General features: G+C 61.7%; 22 protein-coding genes. 11 read left to right on the top strand and 11 right to left on the bottom strand.

The genetic code is table 11. The features are described from left to right. Window positions 1-2 precede the first annotated feature (2 nt). Both BLW36_RS11475 and BLW36_RS11470 read right to left on the bottom strand, forming a co-directional pair. Window positions 3-767, bottom strand: a complete 765-nt coding sequence (locus BLW36_RS11475; RefSeq protein ID WP_280140354.1) for a LytR/AlgR family response regulator transcription factor — start codon at window positions 765-767, stop codon at window positions 3-5. After that, a complete protein-coding gene (locus BLW36_RS11470; protein ID WP_091388373.1) occupies window positions 764-1,906 on the bottom strand; it encodes a sensor histidine kinase in 1,143 nt (380 codons plus the stop codon). The genes BLW36_RS11475 and BLW36_RS11470 overlap by 4 nt, the downstream gene beginning before the upstream one ends. Before the next feature lie 104 nt (window positions 1,907-2,010). Between BLW36_RS11470 and argH the strand changes: the two genes are divergently transcribed. Further along, on the top strand, window positions 2,011-3,423 hold the full coding sequence (gene argH / locus BLW36_RS11465; RefSeq protein WP_091388371.1) for an argininosuccinate lyase: 1,413 nt from the start codon (window positions 2,011-2,013) through the stop codon (window positions 3,421-3,423). 47 nt (window positions 3,424-3,470) lie between these two features. On the opposite strand, the gene cyaY is transcribed toward argH, so the two are convergent. Further along, window positions 3,471-3,809, bottom strand: coding sequence for an iron donor protein CyaY (gene cyaY / locus BLW36_RS11460; RefSeq protein WP_091388369.1), 339 nt, complete (start codon window positions 3,807-3,809; stop codon window positions 3,471-3,473). Between the two features lie 90 nt (window positions 3,810-3,899). Between cyaY and lptM the strand changes: the two genes are divergently transcribed. Genes lptM through xerC form a run of 5 tightly spaced genes read left to right on the top strand, consistent with a single transcriptional unit; the run spans window position 3,900 to window position 7,999 of the window. Beyond that, the gene (gene lptM / locus BLW36_RS11455) at window positions 3,900-4,175 is read left to right on the top strand and encodes an LPS translocon maturation chaperone LptM (RefSeq protein ID WP_091388367.1); all 276 of its coding nucleotides are present in this window, start codon (window positions 3,900-3,902) and stop codon (window positions 4,173-4,175) included. Further along, complete coding sequence (gene lysA, locus BLW36_RS11450; protein WP_091388365.1) at window positions 4,172-5,434, top strand: diaminopimelate decarboxylase; 1,263 nt, start codon at window positions 4,172-4,174, stop codon at window positions 5,432-5,434. The genes lptM and lysA overlap by 4 nt, the downstream gene beginning before the upstream one ends. 58 nt (window positions 5,435-5,492) lie before the next feature. Continuing rightward, entirely contained in the window at window positions 5,493-6,323 is an 831-nt protein-coding gene (gene dapF / locus BLW36_RS11445; RefSeq protein ID WP_091388363.1) for a diaminopimelate epimerase, read from the top strand. Between the two features lie 18 nt (window positions 6,324-6,341). Further along, window positions 6,342-7,082 (top strand): DUF484 family protein, encoded by a 741-nt coding sequence (locus BLW36_RS11440; RefSeq protein WP_091388361.1) that lies wholly within the window; start codon window positions 6,342-6,344, stop codon window positions 7,080-7,082. Between the two features lie 14 nt (window positions 7,083-7,096). Continuing rightward, window positions 7,097-7,999, top strand: coding sequence for a tyrosine recombinase XerC (gene xerC / locus BLW36_RS11435; RefSeq protein ID WP_091388359.1), 903 nt, complete (start codon window positions 7,097-7,099; stop codon window positions 7,997-7,999). A gap of 62 nt (window positions 8,000-8,061) precedes the next feature. Here xerC and BLW36_RS11430 read toward each other — a convergent pair whose 3' ends face one another. The 5 genes from BLW36_RS11430 to BLW36_RS11410 form a co-directional block, all read right to left on the bottom strand. Next, window positions 8,062-8,286: a hypothetical protein gene (locus BLW36_RS11430; RefSeq protein WP_091388358.1), complete on the bottom strand. Its 225-nt coding sequence runs from the start codon at window positions 8,284-8,286 to the stop codon at window positions 8,062-8,064. A gap of 409 nt (window positions 8,287-8,695) precedes the next feature. Continuing rightward, complete coding sequence (locus tag BLW36_RS11425; RefSeq protein WP_043319767.1) at window positions 8,696-9,034, bottom strand: P-II family nitrogen regulator; 339 nt, start codon at window positions 9,032-9,034, stop codon at window positions 8,696-8,698. Between the two features lie 87 nt (window positions 9,035-9,121). After that, on the bottom strand, window positions 9,122-10,381 hold the full coding sequence (locus BLW36_RS11420; RefSeq protein WP_091388356.1) for an ammonium transporter: 1,260 nt from the start codon (window positions 10,379-10,381) through the stop codon (window positions 9,122-9,124). 56 nt (window positions 10,382-10,437) lie between these two features. Next, entirely contained in the window at window positions 10,438-10,776 is a 339-nt protein-coding gene (locus BLW36_RS11415; RefSeq protein ID WP_091388354.1) for a P-II family nitrogen regulator, read from the bottom strand. A gap of 51 nt (window positions 10,777-10,827) precedes the next feature. Beyond that, on the bottom strand, window positions 10,828-11,541 hold the full coding sequence (locus tag BLW36_RS11410) for a TorF family putative porin (protein WP_091388352.1): 714 nt from the start codon (window positions 11,539-11,541) through the stop codon (window positions 10,828-10,830). A gap of 470 nt (window positions 11,542-12,011) precedes the next feature. Here BLW36_RS11410 and BLW36_RS11405 point away from each other — a divergent pair, with 470 nt between their 5' ends. From BLW36_RS11405 to BLW36_RS11385, 5 genes are all read left to right on the top strand, one after another. After that, window positions 12,012-12,272 carry an accessory factor UbiK family protein gene (locus BLW36_RS11405; protein WP_091388350.1) on the top strand — a complete coding sequence of 87 codons (261 nt, stop codon included), beginning with the start codon at window positions 12,012-12,014 and terminating at the stop codon, window positions 12,270-12,272. 31 nt (window positions 12,273-12,303) lie between these two features. After that, on the top strand, window positions 12,304-13,794 hold the full coding sequence (locus BLW36_RS11400) for a YifB family Mg chelatase-like AAA ATPase (protein ID WP_091388348.1): 1,491 nt from the start codon (window positions 12,304-12,306) through the stop codon (window positions 13,792-13,794). A 76-nt stretch (window positions 13,795-13,870) separates the two neighbouring features. Continuing rightward, window positions 13,871-14,671, top strand: a complete 801-nt coding sequence (locus BLW36_RS11395) for a helix-turn-helix transcriptional regulator (RefSeq protein ID WP_091388346.1) — start codon at window positions 13,871-13,873, stop codon at window positions 14,669-14,671. A gap of 50 nt (window positions 14,672-14,721) precedes the next feature. Continuing rightward, the gene (locus BLW36_RS11390) at window positions 14,722-15,174 is read left to right on the top strand and encodes a carboxymuconolactone decarboxylase family protein (RefSeq protein ID WP_091388344.1); all 453 of its coding nucleotides are present in this window, start codon (window positions 14,722-14,724) and stop codon (window positions 15,172-15,174) included. A 51-nt stretch (window positions 15,175-15,225) separates the two neighbouring features. Continuing rightward, window positions 15,226-15,420 (top strand): YrhK family protein, encoded by a 195-nt coding sequence (locus BLW36_RS11385; RefSeq protein ID WP_091388342.1) that lies wholly within the window; start codon window positions 15,226-15,228, stop codon window positions 15,418-15,420. Window positions 15,421-15,432: 12 nt separating this feature from the next. Here the strand turns inward: BLW36_RS11385 and BLW36_RS11380 are convergent, their stop codons facing one another. From BLW36_RS11380 to BLW36_RS11370, 3 genes are all read right to left on the bottom strand, one after another. Next, window positions 15,433-15,990, bottom strand: a complete 558-nt coding sequence (locus tag BLW36_RS11380; protein WP_091388340.1) for a GNAT family N-acetyltransferase — start codon at window positions 15,988-15,990, stop codon at window positions 15,433-15,435. A gap of 130 nt (window positions 15,991-16,120) precedes the next feature. Then, a complete protein-coding gene (gene bla, locus BLW36_RS11375; protein WP_091388696.1) occupies window positions 16,121-16,948 on the bottom strand; it encodes a subclass B3 metallo-beta-lactamase in 828 nt (275 codons plus the stop codon). 47 nt (window positions 16,949-16,995) lie between these two features. Beyond that, on the bottom strand, window positions 16,996-17,490 hold the full coding sequence (locus BLW36_RS11370; protein ID WP_091388338.1) for a GNAT family N-acetyltransferase: 495 nt from the start codon (window positions 17,488-17,490) through the stop codon (window positions 16,996-16,998). Window positions 17,491-17,503 lie beyond the last annotated feature (13 nt).

Raw genomic sequence — 17,503 nt, 5'->3', positions numbered from 1 at the left:
CATCAGGCTTCCGGTTCGCCCAGCAGCTCCCGCTCCAGCATTGACTTGACGCTGCTCAACATGCGCCGGCTCACCTGCGGCTCCACCGCGACGCCATCGAGCTGCAACTGGTATTGCCCAGTCGAGCTGCGGCGCAGGCCGCGCACATATTCCACCGCCACCAGTGCATTGCGGTGCACGCGCACGAAACGCTCACCGAATTCGCCCTCCAGCTCCTTCAGTGACTCGTCGAGGATTGTCTCGCCACCGTCGTGGTGGGCGACCACATATTTGCTGTCGGCGACAAAACAGCGAATGGCACCGACATCCAACAGCTCAATGCCGCGGCGGCTGACCGCCTTGATGCGGCTGCGGCCGGATTGGGGCTGTTCTTCACGCTGGACCAGGCGGCGCTGTGGCTTGCTGAGACGCTGCACCCTGGCAATCGTCGCCGTCAACTGCTCGGCACTCACCGGCTTCAGCAGATAACCCACTGCGGCGGTAGCGAAGGCCGGCAGCGCGAATTCGTCGTGGGCGGTGCAGAAAATCAGTGCCGGCGGGTACTCCAGTTCGGACAGGCGGTGCGCCAGCGCCAGGCCGTTATCGCCGGGCATCTCGATATCCAGCAGCACCAGGTCCGGATCCAGCCGGTCTACCTGTTCCAGCGCGACCTCAGCATCACCGGCTTCACCGACAAGCTCGCAGTTTTCCAGCGCCTGCACCTGGCGCGCCAGCCGTGCGCGGGCCAGGGGTTCGTCGTCGACAATCAGCACTTGCAGCGCGCTCATACCAGTCCCTCCGCATTCGGTTGTTTGCGCGCGGCAGCCTGGGTCAGCGGCAGCTGCAGCTGTACCCTATAGCGATCGCCGTCGCAGCCGGCGGCAAAGGCGTAGCGATCGCCGTAATGGGCGGCGAGACGCTGACGGATATTGTCGGTCGCTATGCCGTTATTGTCGGAAGTATCTCTCGATGCCGCTGCCGCGGGTACCGGGTTGTCGATCGTCAGCAGCAGGCGGCCTCTGTCATGGCCAATACGCACCGCTATCTCGCCGCCCTCCCGCAGCCGCGCCACGCCGTGCAGCACGGCATTTTCCAGCAAGGGCTGCAGTAGCATACTCGGTACCTGCATCTGCCCCAGGCCGTCGTCGATATTCCAGCGCTGTTGCAAGCGCTCGCCGAGGCGCAGGCTCTCGATGTCCAGGTAGCGCTTCGCCAGCGCCAACTCCTGTTGCAGAGGCACGAGGCGGGAGTCGGCAAGGCTGGCGCGGAACAGCGCGGACAGATCCTCCACCAGCCGCTCGGCTCGCTCCGGGTCGATCGCGATCAGGCTGGCGAGACTGTTCATGCTGTTGAACAGGAAATGCGGGCGAATGCGCGATTGCAGCGCGTCGATCCGCGCTCCCAGCTCCGCCTGTTGCTGGTTGTGCAGCTGCTGCTGGACATAGGCGTAGCGCAGCACCACCCCGGCACAGATAGAACCCAGCAGGCAGTCACGCAGAAAGCGCCAGTAATCGAACGGAGCGTGTGACAGGGACGCCTGCCACCATTGCTGGGCGCCCATCACCAGTAGCAGTACGGTCAGGACCGCGACAAAGCTGAGGCCGCCGGCCAGTTTGTGCGACAGGCGCGCCAGCCGCGGGCGCAGCCGGCACAGCACCGCCGCCGATGGCAGAATCACCCACTGCACCACCAGCGACACCAGGCCGAGACGCTCCCAGCTGAACGCGCGCAGGCCGTCCACCGCCAGCACCAGTACCAGCGCCAGCAGTTCGCCCATCAGTACCAGCGCCGCCAGCGCGGAGACGCTGCACAGGTCGGGTAGGAACGGGGCTTGTTCAGGGCGTGCAGAATCTTTGCCTTTTGCGGCAATTTCGCGAATTTCCTGCGCTATAATGCCCGCCGCTTGCGCGGGCCGGGGAGATGTCATACCACTGTTTATTCTTTCTTGGATTCGCCGCGGAATCTGAAGAAGATACCGCCAACCCGGGCCCACTTCCACCACCTCCAACCAGGGATCACGCCAGAGGCCGCATGAGTAACGATAAGACTTCCGCCAACAACCCCGCCGCCAAACTGTGGGGAGGCCGCTTCAGCGAAGCCACCGATGCTTTTGTTGAGCGCTTCACCGCCTCGGTGATGTTTGACCAGCGCATGGCACTGGAGGATATCCAGGGCTCCCTGGCCCACGCGCAGATGCTGTCGGAAGTGGGCGTACTCACCGAAGACGAGTTCCGCCAGATCAAGGGCGGCCTGAAGGATATCGCCGCGGAGATCGAGGCCGGCGAATTCCCCTGGGAGGTTGCACTCGAAGACGTGCATATGAATATCGAGGCGCGTCTGACGGACCGCATCGGCGCCACCGGCAAGAAACTGCACACCGGCCGCTCGCGCAATGACCAGGTGGCTACTGACATACGCCTGTGGCTGCGCGGCCGCATCGACCTGATCGCCGCCGAGCTGACCCGCCTGCAGACCGGCCTGGTGGAACTGGCCGAGCGCGAGGCGGACACCATCATGCCCGGCTTCACCCACCTGCAGTCGGCACAGCCGGTGACCTTCGGCCACCACCTCTTGGCCTGGAACGAGATGCTCGCCCGCGACTACGGCCGGTTGATGGACTGCCGCAAGCGCGTCAACCGCTCACCACTGGGCGCCGCCGCGCTGGCCGGCACCAGCTACCCGATCAACCGCGCGCGCACCGCCGAGCTGCTCGGCTTCGACGCACCCACCGAGAACTCGCTGGACTCGGTCAGTGACCGCGACTTCGCCATCGAATTCTGCGCCTTCAGCGCGCTGCTGCTGACGCACCTGTCCCGCGCCAGCGAAGAGCTGGTGCTGTGGACCTCGAGCCAGTTCGACTTTATCGACCTGCCGGATCGTTTCTGCACCGGCTCGTCGATCATGCCGCAAAAGAAAAACCCGGACGTGCCGGAGCTGGTGCGCGGCAAGACCGGCCGCGTCAATGGCCACCTGATCGCACTGCTGACGCTGATGAAGAGTCAGCCGCTGGCCTACAACAAGGACAACCAGGAAGACAAAGAGCCCTTGTTCGACGCCGCCGACACCGCCCTGGACTGCCTGCGCGCCTTCGCCGACATGGTGCCGGCACTGAGAGCGAAGAAGGAAAACATGCTCGCCGCCGCGGCCAAGGGCTTCTCCACCGCCACCGACCTGGCTGACTACCTGGTGCGCAAGGGCGTGGCGTTCCGCGATGCCCACGAGATCGTCGGCCAGTCGGTTTCCTTCGCCATCGAGCAGGACAAGGACCTGGCGGAACTCAGCCTGTCCCAGCTGCAGCAGTTCTCCGATCAGATTGGCGAGGATGTGTTCGAGGTGCTGACACTGGAGGGGTCCGTGGCGGCGCGGGATCATATCGGTGGTACGGCACCGAAGCAGGTGCGCGCCGCCTGTGCGCGGGCGAAGGAACTGATCGCCACGCGCTGAGGAAAGAAGCCCGGCGTGAGCGGCCCGCGCCGCTCACACGGGCGATATTAGATGTCGAGGTTCAGGGAAACCGGCTCGCCCTGCTGTTCGCTCAACACGCGGTCGAGCAGCGTCGGCAGGTCCTCGCCGGTAGTGGAGCACTTCCAGGCCGGCTTGTTCGCGGAATCATCGAAGCTCAGGTGATAGCCGCCGGACCTGGCCGCCACCCACAGTTCCTGCACCGCGCTCTGGCGCGACAGGATCACCTGGCTGCCATTATCTTCCAGGGTCAGGGTCAGCACCGCGTCGGCGCGCTCGTAATCGATATCCCAGTCGCAATTATCGAGGGCATCCTCAATGGCGATCAGGGTCGCTTCTATCGCTTCGTTGTAGGCCGCCTGGCTCATAAATCGGTTACTTCTGTTACTGTGTTGCTGGGAGATTTGGCTCGCTATACTAGCAGGCTTTTCTCAATCTCACGCCGCAGGACGCTGTCGATGCCGAAAAAGTTATTCCTTCCCCTCGCCGTGCTGCTGGGCGCGTCCGCACTGATCAGCGGATGCGGACAAAAGGGTCCGCTGTACCTGCCGCAGGGCCCCGCCGCGCCGGCGCAGCCCCAGCCCGCCGCCACGCCGGTCGGCACTGCGCCCGCGACCGCGGAGCCGGTGTACACAGAACCAACGCAAGCGCCGGTGCAGACAGATGAACAGCAGCGCCGCGAACCGGCGACGGAACAGAGCGAAGTGCCCGAGGAGCCGGTAATCGAGAAATGAGTGATTTCAACTATCGCGACGGCAGCCTTCACGCGGAAGAAGTGGCGCTGGAGAAAATTGCCGAACAGTTCGGCACCCCCACTTACGTCTACAGCCGCGCGCACTTCGAGAATCAGTACCTGGCCTATGCCGATGCACTCGGCGATCACCCCGGCCTGATCTGCTATGCGGTCAAGGCCAACAGCAACCTGGGCATCCTGTCACTGCTGGCCCAGCTCGGCGCCGGCTTCGACATCGTCTCCGCCGGCGAACTCGAACGGGTGCTGCTGGCCGGCGGCGATCCGTCACGCATCGTATTCTCCGGCGTCGGCAAGACCGCCGCTGAGATGCGCCGCGCGCTGGAAGTGGGCGTACACTGCTTCAATGTGGAATCCGAGGCGGAAATGGCGCGGCTGGAACTGGTGGCCGCCGAGTGCGAAACCACCGCGCCGGTTTCCCTGCGGGTCAACCCGGATGTCGATGCGAATACGCACCCGTATATCTCCACCGGGCTGAAGGAAAACAAATTCGGTATCGCCATCGATACCGCCCTCGACGTTTACCGCCACGCGGCGCAGTCGCCGCATTTGCAGGTCGTCGGCGTGGACTGCCATATCGGCTCCCAGCTGACCGAGATAGCGCCCTTCCTGGACGCGCTCGACCGCCTGCTGATCCTGATCGACCAGCTGACGGCCGAGGGTATTCAGCTGGAACACCTGGATCTGGGCGGCGGGCTCGGCGTGCGCTACCGCGGCGAGGAGCCGCCGCCGGTGAGCGACTACATCGGCGCGATCAAGGAACGCCTCGGCGATCGCCAGCTCGGCCTGGTGTTGGAACCCGGCCGCTCCATCGCCGCCAATGGTGGCCTGCTGTTGACGCGGGTCGAATACCTGAAGCGCGCCGAGGAGCACAATTTCGCCATCGTCGACGCGGCGATGAATGACAACCTTCGCCCGGCCCTGTACCAGGCGTGGCAGGACATAGTGCCGGTGACGCCGAACAACGCCGCCAACGAGATCTGGGATATAGTGGGCCCGGTGTGCGAGACCGGCGACTTTATCGGCAAGAACCGCTCGCTGGCACTGCAGCAGGGTCAGCTGCTGGCGATGCTGTCGGCCGGCGCCTACGGCTTCAGCATGAGCTCAAACTACAATAGCCGTCCGCGCGCCGCCGAAGTGCTGGTGGACGGCGACAAGACCTATCTGGTGCGCGCGCGGGAAACCCAGGCGGATCTGGTGCGCGGCGAGAGCCCTGTACCCGAAAAGCGCGGATCAAAATAAGGATATGGAGGGGCTGGCCGGCGGCCGCCCGCCACGGAATGAATCACTGAGAAACGGAATGCGCGTTAAATTCAGCAAAATGCACGGCCTCGGCAATGACTTCGTGATGCTCGACGGCATCACCCAGCGTATCAAGCTGTCGCCGGAAAAAATTCGTCGCCTGGCCGATCGCCACCTGGGCGTCGGCTGCGATCAGGTGCTGCTGGTGGAATCGCCGCGCAATCCCGATGCCGATTTCCGCTACCGCATCTTCAACGCCGACGGTGGCGAAGTGGAGAACTGCGGTAACGGCGCGCGCTGTTTTGCCAGGTTTGTCCGCGAACGCCGCCTGACCGGCAAGAAACAGCTGCTGGTGGAGACCGCCGCCGGCATGCTGGAGCTGAATATGCTCGACAACGATCAGGTCAGCGTCGACATGGGCGCGCCGATTCTCGAGCCGGAACAGATTCCGTTCGCCGCCGACCGCCGCGCCGAAACCTATCCCCTCGACGTGGACGGCGAAGTCTTCACCATCGGCGCCGTGTCGATGGGCAACCCCCACGCGGTGCTGCTGGTGGACGACGTCGACAGCGCGCCGGTCCACACCATCGGCCCGAAAATCGAAAGCCACGAGCGCTTCCCGCAGCGGGTCAATGTCGGCTTTCTGCAGATCGAATCCCGCGACCGCGCACGCCTGCGCGTGTTCGAGCGCGGCGTCGGCGAGACCCGCGCCTGCGGCACCGGCGCCTGCGCCGCGATGGTATCCGCGCGCCTGCGCGACCTGGTGGATGACAGCGTGGAAATCGAACTGCCCGGTGGCACCCTGACAATCCACTGGAGCGGACCGGGGCAGCCGGTTACCATGACTGGGCCCGCGACCACCGTTTATCACGGGCAGATCATTCTCTAACCAGCGACCAGACGAATAATGACGGAACACAGCGACGCCACCCGGGCCCCAGAAGACGTCACCGCCGATGGCGACATGGAAGCACAGCGCAACAAGAAACTGCTGGCGCGCCAGGTCGCCCGCTACCTGATCCAGAACCCGGACTTTTTCGCCGATCACCTGGAACTGCTGGAGACCATCAAGCTGCCGCGGGAAAACGGCAAGACGGTGTCGCTGATGACGCACCAGACCAACCTGCTGCGCGAGCGCAATATCGAGATGCGCCAGCGTCTCGACCAGCTGCTGCACAATGCCCGCGACAACGATCAGCTGTTCCTGCACAGCCGCCGCCTGATCCTGGCACTGCTGGAGGCGGAGAACGTCGGCGAGGCGACCGAAGCCCTGTATTCGAGCTTCGCCGACGACTTCGGTGTCGAGTTCACCAGCCTGACCCTGTTCGGTCCGCTGCCGCCCGGCCGCGGCGCGCTGGGCCAGGTACACAGCAGCTCCCGCAACGCAGCGGAGAGCGCCATCGGTTCAATACTGCGCAACGGCCGCACCGTCTGTGGCGTGCTGCGCCCGGCGGAGAAGGAATACCTGTTTGGCGACGACGCGGACAAGATCGGTTCCGCCGCCGTGGTGCCGCTGGCCAACCAGCTGGGTGTGCTCGCCGTCGGCGCCGCCGATCCGCAGCACTACCGCTCCAGCCTCGGCACCCTGTTCCTGTCCTATATCGGCGAGGTGCTCGAGCGCCTGCTGCCACGCCTGCTAGAACCCTGAGCCGCCCGAGCGCCGTGGAACTGGCCGCCGCCATCAGCTACTTCCTGCGGCAGCTGCAAACCGAAAAGCAGCTGTCTCCCCACACCCTCGATGCCTACCGCCGCGATCTCGCCAAGCTGCAGCAGTTGGCGGAGGCGGAGGGTGTCGGGCGGCTCGACGAACTGCGCGAAATGCTGATGCGCGGCTGGCTGGCCCAGCTGCACCGCAATGGCCTGGGCGCCAAGAGCCTGCAGCGCTGGCTGTCTGCGGTGCGCGGCCTGTGCAACTGCGGCCTGCGCGAGGGCTGGCTGAAAGCCAACCCGGCCGAGGGCCTGCGCGCACCGAAGGGAGAAAAGCGGCTGCCGAAACTGCTGGATGTGGATGCCGCCGCCGACTTTGTCTCCAGCCCCGAAGGGGCGGATGGCGGCGACGATACCCTGGCCCTGCGCGACAGGGCAATGCTGGAACTGTTCTACAGCAGCGGCCTGCGCCTGTCGGAACTGACATCACTGAACTGGCAGAACCTGGATCTGCGCGGCGGTGAAGTGCGGGTGACCGGCAAGGGCGGCAAGAGCCGCCAGCTGCCGGTGGGGAGCAAGGCGATTGACGCACTGCTGGCCTGGCGCAAGGCCGCGCCGGCCGCCGAAGACGACGCCGTGTTTACCACGATCAAGGGGCGCCGCCTCAGCAACCGCGCCGTGCAGGCGCGCCTGGCCCACTGGGCCCGCGCCAGCGGCGCCGAGCAGCGGGTGCACCCGCACATGCTGCGCCACTCCTTCGCCAGCCATATGCTCGAGTCAAGTAGCGACCTGCGCGCGGTGCAGGAGCTGCTCGGCCACGCGGATATCAGCACGACGCAGATCTACACCCACCTGGACTTCCAGCACCTGGCGCGTGTTTACGACAGTGCGCATCCACGGGCGAAGGACAAGAAATAGTTTCTGATCGGGGTGGCGGCGTTTGGCCAGGACGAACACACAGCCCGCCCGGAGCGCTAGCCCTAAATAGGTCGGCTGCCGTATTTGGGTTGCGGCTTGCGGGGGGGGTCGGCGGTGACCTCAGGATCGATTTCGCTGATGGCGCCGCCGCGGGAGAGGAACTCCTCGACATCGGCGCTCAACTGACTCCTGGCCCGCTGGCGGGAGGTGATACTGCGTTCCTCGGCAAAATCCTCGGTGTCCTTGCTGCGAGAAGTATTGCCCTGCTCTTCGTAACCATCTTTCATAGTTGAAACCCTGTAACTGCTACTCCTGTTACAGAGGAAGTACCCCTGTGCCGCCCCTTTCCCACGGCGCTAACAAGATCGAAAACGATTCGCCTTTGGCGACTGTCTACCGTTAGCTCCTCAGTAAGCCGCGGCGATTAATATATAGGCACTTTACACAGGGGCCGCCAGCAACTGGCGGCATGGAACGTAGAGTTTTTTGTTGCGGAATTAAGGGCGGGATATTGCCGTTTGTTATGGAAATTCAGACGCCATTCTAAGCGCACAAAACTGTGCCAATTTTCCCGCCACAGAGCGAGACAAGTGACTAATTTTTCGGCAGATAGAAACAAAAAAGCCCCAAAAGGGGCCTTTTTAAAGGGTGGCGGATTTTTCATCCGCCGATCTGTCAGACGCCAGTCGACTCGACTTACACCGCTTCGCTACCGGTCTCGCCGGTGCGGATACGGATTACTTCTTCCAGCGCGGTAATGAAAATTTTGCCGTCGCCGATCTTGCCGGTCTGCGCCGCCTTGGTGATCGCCTCGACGGCGCTGTCTACCATGCTGTCATCGACAGCCAGTTCCAGTTTCACCTTAGGCAGGAAATCCACCACATATTCGGCGCCGCGATAGAGTTCTGTGTGGCCCTTCTGGCGGCCGAAGCCTTTCACTTCGGTCACTGTCATGCCCTGCACGCCCACTTCGGAGAGGGCGGTACGGACGTCGTCCAGTTTGAAGGGCTTAACCACAGCCGTAATTAATTTCATCTTTTGTCTTTCCCCTGGTTTGTCATTTCTGCGGGAGTCTCGCCCGGCCCACCGGCCAACGATAGGGCCGGTGGCGCCTCAGAGCAATTACTTGCTCATGAATTCCGGATAAGCTTCCATTCCGCATTCGACCAAGTCAACACCTTCTTGCTCTTCGTCTGCGCTGACGCGAATACCGGTGATGACCTTGAGAAGGAACCACACGGCGAAGGAAGCGGCGAAGACCCAGGCGAAGATGGTAGCGGCACCGATCAGCTGGCCGGTGAAGCTGGAACCGTCATTGGTAACCGGCACCAGCAGCAGACCCAGCAGGCCGACTACACCGTGCACGGAAATGGCACCAACCGGGTCGTCGATCTTCAGCTTGTCCAGGGTCACGATGGAGAAGACCACCAGCACACCGCCCAGGGCACCAAACAGGGTAGCCTGCAGCGCAGTCGGCGTGGACGGTTCGGCGGTAATTGCCACCAGGCCGGCCAGCGCGCCATTCAGCAGCATGGTCAGGTCGGCCTTGCCGAACAGGATGCGCGCGGTGATCAGCGCGGCAACGGCGCCACCGGCAGCAGCGGTGTTGGTGTTCAGGAAGACCATGGCCACGGAGTGCGCATTGGCGGCGTCGCCCAGCTTCAGTACGGAACCGCCGTTGAAGCCGAACCAGCCCATCCACAGGATGAACGTACCCAGAGTCGCCAGCGGCAGGTTGGCACCCGGAATGGCGTAGACTTCGCCGTTCGGGCCGTATTTGCCTTTACGTGCGCCCAGCAGCAGAACGCCGGCTAGAGCAGCGGCGGCACCCGCCATGTGTACGATGCCGGAACCGGCAAAGTCGGAGAAGCCCAGGTCGCCCAGGTTGTACAGGCCGAAGACTTCCTTACCGCCCCAGGTCCAGGAACCTTCCAGCGGGTAGATGAAGCCGGTCATCACCACGGCGAACACCAGGAAGCTCCACAGCTTCATGCGCTCAGCCACCGCACCGGAAACGATGGACATGGCAGTCGCCACGAATACCACCTGGAAGAAGAAGTCGGAGGCACCGGAGTAGACGGAGTCACCGTCGAAGCCGTTTTCCGCCGAGCTGGCCAGCACGCCGTCCAGATCGAAGGCTTCAATGCCGGTCAGCAACCAGCTGCCATCGTACATAATCGCGTAGCCGGTCAGCAGATACATGATGCACGCAATCGCAAACAGCGCCACGTTCTTGGTAAGAATTTCCGTGGTGTTTTTGGAGCGCACCAGGCCGGCTTCCAGCATCGCAAAGCCGGCGGCCATCCACATGACGAGTGCGCCGCACACGAGGAAATAAAACGTATCAATTGCATACTGCAATTGAAAAATTTGGTTTTCCATCTTTCGCTCCGTTCAATCCCGAGAGTTTTGAAAAAAATTAATTGTTATTTGCTGCGTTAAATCGCGTCCGCGCCGGTCTCGCCGGTGCGAATCCGTACAACTTGCTCCAGCTCGGCGACGAAAATTTTGCCGTCGCCAATCTTGCCGCTGTGCGCGCCGCTGCCGATGGCTTCCAGAACGGCGTCCAGCTGGGTGTCTTCCACTGCGATCTGCAGCATGGTTTTCGGCAAAAAATCCACGACATATTCAGCGCCGCGGTAGAGTTCCGTGTGGCCCTTCTGCCGACCGAAGCCCTTTACTTCACTCACGGTAATACCGTTGACGCCGGCTTCCGCCAGTGCATCGCGGACCGCGTCGAGCTTGAAGGGTTTAATAATTGCGGTGACCAGTTTCATCTGTGCTCCCCATAGTAATGTGGCCCTGCTGCGCGAAGCAGGGCACGCCGTTTACCAGGTATAAGTGGCTCCGGCGATGACCGAAGGCTCACACCAGTCCAGGCCGAAACACTCTTCGTCGCTGATATCGGTGCCGACCAGAGAGGCACTCAGGCTCAGACCACCGAAATCCTTGCCAACACTGACGGAGTAGTCGATGTAGGAATCAGACTCGAACAAAAAGCCCTCTTCGTCGAACATGTTCGCGCCCACATGGAAGTCCAGGCTCACGTCTGCCGGCAGCGCGAAGCTGTATTCTGCGTAGGGGTAATAGAAGGCACCGGTCGCGGCCCAGTAGTCATCGGAGAAGGCCAGGCCCAGGGTCAGGTCGCTGATGCTGACGCTGCCGTAGACTTCCTGGTAATCCTCGTCCCAGTCACTGCCGTGATAGGCGTAATAGATGTAGCCGACGTCGTAGCTGACGGTCTCGCTGATCTCGCCACTGTAGCCGCCGTAGAAATCCTGCTCGAACTTGGTTTCGTCGTCGCCGTAGGCGAAGTCCACCTGGGACGCCCAGGTACCAAGATAAAAGCCGTTACCGAAATCCAGATCCAGACCGCCCTGCACTGCCGGGCTGCCGTCGGTCTGGGAAATGCCGCGGAACTTGTAGTCGCTGACTACACCGACATTGCCGCTGAAGCTCGGGCCCGCCTCTTGTGCTTGGGCAGCGGTGGCAACACCCAGGGCCAGGGCCCCACCGGTCAGAACGGCAGCGATTTTATTCATTGTAATTCCCACCTTAATTCTCCTTGATCTCTGTGAATATCCTGTCTCGTCGACAGATTTTTTAATCGTTGCAGCCTGCGATCAGCCTTGGGGCGCCGCTGCCGGTGTGGTCGCGGCTATTTTGTTATTGGCCTCGTGAGCTTATTGATCCCGTGGCGTTGAATGATCCGCAGTGGAACATCTGCACTGGTTTAAGTGCAGGCTTGATGCCAACTTCGCATTTCAAATAGAAATCAAGGACTTAGGTAACAATTTGGCCGACACGAGCGGTGCTTTGCCGGCATGATGCAAATGACGCGCGCACCAAAATGGCACTGCGCAGGCATTCGCGCACAGATGTGGGGAGTGAACAGCTGCCACTGAACCAAGCTGGAGCAGCGCGAGCTCGCTTTTGCGCTCCAAGGTGGTGAGTTACAATCCTCTGCCAGTAAATTTGGTTTTTTTAGCGATCCAACCTTGGGAGAGGGCCAGTGGCAGCGGATAAATTGCAGCAGTTGCTCAAGGAACTGCAACAACAGGGCGCAGTGGTCACCAGTGACCTGCGCGACGCCCTCGCCGTGGCCATGGGCAACCTGCCACTGGTCTCGCAGCACGAGTTCGACACCCAGGTGGAAATACTGCGGCGCACCCGGGAAAAGGTCGCGCGCCTTGAGGCCCAGGTAGAAATTCTGGAACAGACGCTGGCGGAGCAGGATAAAACCATTCCCCAAAACAAGCCGCCGAGCGAATAGGAAACCACGCGAAAATTTCAAGGATGAAATTTTGAGTCTCTCTGTCACCTACGCCCGCGCCCAGCTGGGCGTCTCCGCACCGCTGGTTACCGTCGAGACCCATCTCGCCAACGGACTGCCGGCCTTTCATATTGTCGGCCTGCCGGAAGCCGCCGTGCGCGAGAGCCGCGACCGCGTGCGCAGCGCGCTGATCAACAGCCATTTCGAATTTCCCCAGCGGCGCATCACCGTCAATCTCGCGCCCGCGGACCTGCCCAAGGAGGGTGGGCGCTACGATCTGGCGATTGCGGTCGGCATCCTCGCCGCCTCGGGTCAGGTCCCCACCGAACCGCTGCCGGGCTATGAATTTATCGGCGAACTGGCGCTCACCGGTGCGCTGCGCGAAGTCAGCGGCAGCCTGCCGGCCGCCATCGCCTGCGGCGCGGCGGAGCGCAAACTGGTGGTGCCGCAGGAGTCCGCTAGTGAGGCGGCGCTGGCCGGCACTGAAGTCAAAACTGCGCGGTCGCTACTACAGGTGTGCGCCGAGCTGCACGGCCGCGAACAGTTGCCCACAGCAACACGGGAAGTAGAACAGACCGTACCAGTGTGCGCGGATCTGGCCGATGTGCGGGGTCAGCTGAAGGCGAGACGCGCACTGGAGGTGGCCGCCGCCGGCGGCCACAACCTGCTTTTCTATGGACCGCCGGGCACAGGCAAGACCATGCTCGCCAGCCGCCTGCCCGGGATACTGCCGCCGCTCGACGCGGGGGAATTGATCGAAGTGGCCGCCGTCTATTCCAGCGCAGGGCTGCCGCACCTGCAGCAGCGCCCCTTCCGCGCGCCGCATCACAGCGCCTCACCCACCGCGCTGGTCGGCGGTGGCAGCAATCCGAAACCGGGTGAAATTTCCCTCGCCCATCGCGGCGTGCTGTTCCTGGATGAGATGCCCGAGTTCCCGCGCCACGCGCTGGAAATTCTCCGGGAACCGCTGGAGAACGGCGAGGTACGTATCTCCCGTGCCCGCGCCCAGGTCACTTACCCGGCCGATTTCCAGTTGGTCGGCGCGATGAATCCCTGCCCCTGCGGCTATCTGGGCGAACCCCGCTGCCGCTGCACGCCGGACCAGATAGACCGCTACCGCAACAAGCTGTCCGGCCCGCTGCTCGATCGCATCGATATGCAGGTGGAGGTGGCGGGCATGTCTGCCGGGCAATTGCAGGATGCACCGCTCGGGGAGTCGTCTGCGACGGTGCGCGAGCGCGTACTGCAGGCGAGGGAAAGGCAGCTACAGCGGCAGGGCAAAATCAATGCGCAACTGAGCGGCGCCGAAATAGATCGCACCTGTTCTCTCGGTAAAAGCGAGCAGGCCATGCTGCGACAATCGGTGGAACAGCTGGGGCTGTCCGCGCGCAGTTATCACCGGGTACTGAAAGTGGCCCGCACTCTGGCAGACTTATCCGGTCAGGAAAATATCGGCACCTCGCAGATCGCCGAGGCATTGGCCTATCGCAACCTGGATCGCAAAGCCAGCGTGCCAGCGTAAGCCCAAACGCACTAGAAACCGCACCGAGTGTCCCTACACTATCGGTATTGAACACGAATCCAGTCTGGAGGAGAGCTTGCGAGAAGAGACGGGCGTTTCAGAATTCCGCCACCTAGGGTTCAGGCGATTTTTCCCCGCCGCTATGCTCGCGCACCGCGTAGAGTGTTACTGGTCGACGGGAAACCGCCTCCTTCCCGCAATCAACTCTGCGGAAACCCTCTACCCTGATGGAGGTACCAGTCTGGTGATTGATCTCGATTGCCCGCTACAGAGTGCCAGCTTTCAGTTCAATTCTTTTCGCGATCGCTGGACATTCACCTCGGCCACTCCCACTGTGAGCGTGCGTTTCCGTCCCGGTGCGCTCTATCGTCTTTTCGGTACATCCCCTTGCGAATGTCGCGACCTTAGTGTCTCCGCGGCCGACCTCCTGGCACCCGCTCAATACACGCTTTTGCTTTCCACTTTGGCAAAATTGGATCCGACAAATGCGGTTAGCTCATTGGCGCTGATTGAACAGTGGTTGTTGGCACAGGAGAAGGCTGCCGCAAGTGGCAGTGATCGCGTGCGCAGTGTGATTTCGACGCTTTCCGTCACCGCAAATGTCGGGCAGATGGCAGACGTGGCTGGTATTAGCACGAGGACCCTGGAGCGTCAGTTCCGTCAGGAGGTTGGGCTGCGGCCTTCAGAGTTCCTGAGCCATCAGAGAATCAAACTGGCCCGGGCTCGGCTTGCACAATCTACACACTCGCTTGCGGATATCGCGCTCAGTTGCGGCTTTTACGATCAGGCCCACTTCACCAAATCCTTCGTACGGTTGGTGGGTGAACCCCCCAGCAGATACCGTTCGCGCAAGCTGTCGGGAATTTACAAGCCGTAGCCACTGTCAGCCAACACAATGGCGTGCCAACATTGAGGAGCACGCCTTATATGACTGAAAGATTATCCGCACCCCACCTCTATCGCCTCTGCCCGCAAATCCCCGAGGCACTGACGCTTTTGGGGGACAAAGGCCGACAAACCGGATCCATCGAAAATGCACTGGCCCATCTGGTGCGGCTACGTGTGTCACAGATGAATCACTGCTGTTATTGCCAGCGAATGCACGCCGAGGAAGCACGTCAGGATGGTGAACAACAGGCACGCCTGGACGTACTGCCCGCATGGCGGGAAGCCACTTGCTTCAGCAACCGGGAACGCACCGCGTTGACGTGGGCAGAGAGTCTTACCCGTATCTCAGACGGCGGCGTTCCGGATGCCATCTATGAGGCTTCGATCACAGAGTTTGACGCATCGGGGCTGCTGGAACTGACAGCAATCATCCTGGAAATCAACAGCTGGAATCGGGTTTCGGCATCTTTCGGATTTCAACCGGATCTTTAATCCCGTCTCACCACATCCGTTAATCTACATGTAGTAAACAGGAGGCCGTTAATGATCAAGCGTAGAATCAATCTGTTACTGATGATCATTGCCAGTCTGTTTTTCCTTATCGGCAGTATCCTTTTTCTGCCACAATTTTCAGACTATTCCCTCATCGGTGTCTGGAGCTTCGCGATTGGCTCCTTCACGATGCTGGCGATCTCGGTTGTCGACCTGTTCGAGGAATTGTCTACCGTATCCCGGTAGTGACGCCAGCCTTCACGCAGCGGGACCGCACCAGCGGTCCCGATCTAGTTGGTACAGACAGTGCTTCCGCAACGGGCTCGCCACCGGTACCAGTGGGTGCTCAAAGGTTTCCGGGGCGCGGCGCATGCCGAGGCGTTCCATCACCGCCTGGGAACGCAGGTTGGTGAGCGGGGTAAAGGACACCACTTCCGGTAGCTCGAGCTGCTCGAACGCGACCCGCAGTGACGCGCGGGCGGCCTCGGTGGCATAGCCCTGGCCCCAGTACTCCGTCCCCAGGCGCCAGCCAATTTCCACCGCCGGTGCAAACGGCATATCGTCGGTAACATGCTTGATGCCGACAAAGCCGATAAATTTTTCGTCCTCCAGCCGCTCTACCGCCCAGAATCCCCAGCCGTATTTTTCGATATGCGCCAGCTGACGGTCGACACCCGCGTCGCTCTCGGCCCGACTCAGCAGCGCCGGGAAATGTTCCATCACCCGCGGATCTGCATTCATTTCGGCGAAAGGGCCGCGGTCGCTATCGCGCCAGTTGCGCAGTTGCAGGCGTTCGGTCTTTGGTTCAATCAACATTTAAATAACCATTACATCGCTGGCCAATTCAAGCAGGCCTTTATGCAACCTTCTCTAGAGCTCACCTGAACCCGCCATTCTACCTAGAAGCCGATGCAGAGCTGCGGGTCCGGAGCGTGCAATATTACTGTCAGTTTTTCAGCGCCAGCTTTTGTTTGGCGATTTGCTTGTCAAAGCGTTGTTCTGCGCTGTCGGCGTAGGCGCGACAGTCGATCGCTTTTTCCGGTACCGCCTGCTCTTCATAGGACCAGCCGCTGCCAGCCGGGTGCGGCGTCAGCAGCAGGTCGCAAGGCAGTGCGCGTACGCTTGCGAAGGTGTTGCGGTAGTCGTCGACGATCCGCGGATAGCGGGGGTTACCCAGTAACTGGTAACCGGGTGCGCTAAGGCTGTCGACGTAGGCGATCGTCAGCCGTTTGCCATTGCGGCTATCGCGCCAGGTCCAGGCCATGCTGCCGGGCGTATGGCCGGGAACGAAATGCACCTGCAGATCCAGCTTACCCAATGACACCACTTCGCCGTCCTGCAGGATGCGGTCGGCAGTTACTGGCGGAAACAGCAGGTCGCCGAAGTGAATATCGTCCGCACCGCCGCGCGCGAGCAGGACGGCAGACTGGGCATTGCTGATCAGCTGTGCACCGGTGGCGCGCTTGACGGCCGCCAGCGGCCCCGCATGATCGGCGTGGGCGTGGCTGTGCAGGATCAGTTTCAGGTCCGCCGGCGCCACACCGAGTTTCTGCATATTGGCCAGCAGGTGGTCCGCCACTTGCGGCATGCCGCCATCAATCAGAATCGCCCCATCGCTGGTTTTTATCAGCAATGCGCTGAGCCCCCGGGTGCCGATCTGCCAGGTGTGCTCGGCTATCTGCAGCGGTTCTACCGGGGTGCGCCAGCCGGCAGGCACCTCGTAAGCGTTTAATTGCGGCAGTGGTTGGGGATCGTGCTCTGCTGCCACGGACATGCCGCTAAACGCGACGAACAGTGCTGCACTGAGGCAGAATTTTTGAATCAATTTGAAATCCCTTCTTCGTTAATTATTTTCGCTGGCGCGACCATATAGTGACAGTCCGCCAGCCAGTCCGGCGACTCGGGGTAGTCGCACAATGCAAACCCGAGTCTTTCGTAGAGCGCACGGGGCGCATGATTGTTCCGCAACACAAACAGTGAACAGCGATCCAGACGCAGCGCATTACATCCTCGCTCGACCAGTAAGCGAATCAGTTGCCGCCCCAAGCCGCGTCCGCGCATTTGCGGGGAGACGATCAGCCGTCCAAGATGGCAGTGATCAAGGCGGTTGTAGTACTGGCCGAACGCACAGGGCGTGCCGCTAGCGTCTACCAGTGCGTAACTAGGAAGTTCCTGCCAGCGGCAGTCGTCGAGAAAGGCTTCTACCGTGAACGGATAGCGGAAAGTGGGGCCACCCCACTGCTTGCAGGCGCGGGCATCCGGCAGCCATTCCATCACGGAGCGGAGATGTGCTTCTGTCGCTGGTACCAGTTCCATGGCTCACATTGCG

It is taken from the genome of Microbulbifer marinus (genome assembly GCF_900107725.1).
Lineage (GTDB): Bacteria > Pseudomonadota > Gammaproteobacteria > Pseudomonadales > Cellvibrionaceae > Microbulbifer > Microbulbifer marinus.
Note: the sequence above shows the minus strand (reverse complement) of the source record. Positions and strands in the feature narration are given on the sequence as shown.

Bases quoted from the DNA above. Each gene is read 5' to 3' on its own strand.
- BLW36_RS11475 (WP_280140354.1), bottom strand. From the start codon at position 767: ATGAGCGCGCTGCAAGTGCTGATTGTCGACGACGAACCCCTGGCCCGC.
- BLW36_RS11385 (WP_091388342.1), top strand. From the start codon at position 15,226: ATGATCAAGCGTAGAATCAATCTGTTACTGATGATCATTGCCAGTCTG.
- cyaY (WP_091388369.1), bottom strand. From the start codon at position 3,809: ATGAGCCAGGCGGCCTACAACGAAGCGATAGAAGCGACCCTGATCGCC.
- dapF (WP_091388363.1), top strand. From the start codon at position 5,493: ATGCGCGTTAAATTCAGCAAAATGCACGGCCTCGGCAATGACTTCGTG.
- BLW36_RS11380 (WP_091388340.1), bottom strand. From the start codon at position 15,990: ATGTTGATTGAACCAAAGACCGAACGCCTGCAACTGCGCAACTGGCGC.
- BLW36_RS11430 (WP_091388358.1), bottom strand. From the start codon at position 8,286: ATGAAAGATGGTTACGAAGAGCAGGGCAATACTTCTCGCAGCAAGGAC.
- argH (WP_091388371.1), top strand. From the start codon at position 2,011: ATGAGTAACGATAAGACTTCCGCCAACAACCCCGCCGCCAAACTGTGG.
- BLW36_RS11470 (WP_091388373.1), bottom strand. From the start codon at position 1,906: ATGACATCTCCCCGGCCCGCGCAAGCGGCGGGCATTATAGCGCAGGAA.
- BLW36_RS11425 (WP_043319767.1), bottom strand. From the start codon at position 9,034: ATGAAATTAATTACGGCTGTGGTTAAGCCCTTCAAACTGGACGACGTC.
- BLW36_RS11415 (WP_091388354.1), bottom strand. From the start codon at position 10,776: ATGAAACTGGTCACCGCAATTATTAAACCCTTCAAGCTCGACGCGGTC.
- bla (WP_091388696.1), bottom strand. From the start codon at position 16,948: ATGTCCGTGGCAGCAGAGCACGATCCCCAACCACTGCCGCAATTAAAC.
- BLW36_RS11390 (WP_091388344.1), top strand. From the start codon at position 14,722: ATGACTGAAAGATTATCCGCACCCCACCTCTATCGCCTCTGCCCGCAA.
- BLW36_RS11410 (WP_091388352.1), bottom strand. From the start codon at position 11,541: ATGAATAAAATCGCTGCCGTTCTGACCGGTGGGGCCCTGGCCCTGGGT.
- lptM (WP_091388367.1), top strand. From the start codon at position 3,900: ATGCCGAAAAAGTTATTCCTTCCCCTCGCCGTGCTGCTGGGCGCGTCC.
- BLW36_RS11370 (WP_091388338.1), bottom strand. From the start codon at position 17,490: ATGGAACTGGTACCAGCGACAGAAGCACATCTCCGCTCCGTGATGGAA.
- BLW36_RS11440 (WP_091388361.1), top strand. From the start codon at position 6,342: ATGACGGAACACAGCGACGCCACCCGGGCCCCAGAAGACGTCACCGCC.
- BLW36_RS11420 (WP_091388356.1), bottom strand. From the start codon at position 10,381: ATGGAAAACCAAATTTTTCAATTGCAGTATGCAATTGATACGTTTTAT.
- lysA (WP_091388365.1), top strand. From the start codon at position 4,172: ATGAGTGATTTCAACTATCGCGACGGCAGCCTTCACGCGGAAGAAGTG.